General features: G+C 46.8%; 1 protein-coding gene and 1 pseudogene. One reads left to right on the top strand and one right to left on the bottom strand.

Translation table 11 applies throughout. From position 1 onward, the window contains the following. Positions 1-340 (top strand): annotated as a pseudogene (locus R8N49_RS25125) (LysR family transcriptional regulator); the annotation flags it as partial. Between the two features lie 77 nt (positions 341-417). Here R8N49_RS25125 and R8N49_RS25130 read toward each other — a convergent pair. Further along, the coding region (locus R8N49_RS25130; protein WP_318190212.1) for a transketolase-like TK C-terminal-containing protein at positions 418-1,068 on the bottom strand (651 nt) is incomplete at its 5' end.

The raw sequence follows: 1,068 nt of genomic DNA on the forward strand, positions 1-1,068 counted from the left end.
GTGGATAGATTTTGGGTCGATACAAGAGAATGGTTTGCTACTCTCGCACCCAGAACAAGGGGAGTTTTTTCTAGAACCATTTGTCAGCCGACTCTATAGCGACAACATTGCTATGCAGATCGATAGTATCGCCAACGGACACGGCATTGGTCTCTTGCCAACTTGGACTGCACAAGGGTATGAGAAACATCACCCCGGCCGTATCACCCCATGCCTTGAAGGCTGGCTTTCAGAGCCAATAACGATCAACTGTTATACACCAGCAGGGCGTCATCCTCTTCGCTTATCCGTACTGCTTGAAGATATTCACCAAAGTATTCCGCTAGATTGGAAATATTGAGACAAATAAAAAGGCCATCAACATGATGGCCTTTTCTCACAACCGCTCAACAGAGCCGGTTTAAACAACTGTCTCGATTACGCTAGTAGTTCTTTTGCGGTGTTCACTACATTTGCTACAGTGAAACCAAACATTTCGAACAACTGGTCAGCAGGTGCAGATTCACCGAATGTTGTCATACCGATGATGCGACCGTCGAAACCAACGTACTTGTACCAGAAGTCTGCGATGCCCGCTTCAATAGCGATACGTGCTGTTACGTCTGATGGTAGAACTGCTTCACGGTAAGCTGCGTCTTGTTTGTCGAATGCATCTGTTGATGGCATTGAAACAACGCGTACTTTCTTACCTTCTGCTGTTAGTTGCTCAGCGGCTTTCACTGCTAGCTCAACTTCAGAACCTGTTGCGATTAGGATTAGCTCAGGTTTGCCATCACTGTCTTTCAGGATGTAGCCACCTTTCGCGATGTCTGCAACTTGCTCAGCGCTACGTGGTTGTTGCGCTAGGTTTTGACGAGAGAAGATAAGTGCTGTCGGTGCATCTTTACGTTCAATCGCTAGTTTCCATGCAACTGCAGACTCAACTTGGTCACATGGACGCCATGTGTTCATGTTTGGAGTCAAACGTAGAGACGCCATTTGCTCAACAGGTTGGTGAGTTGGGCCATCTTCGCCAAGACCGATAGAATCGTGTGTGTACACTTGGATGTTCTGAATTTTCATCAAAGC

Source organism: Vibrio sp. 1978, assembly GCF_033344345.1.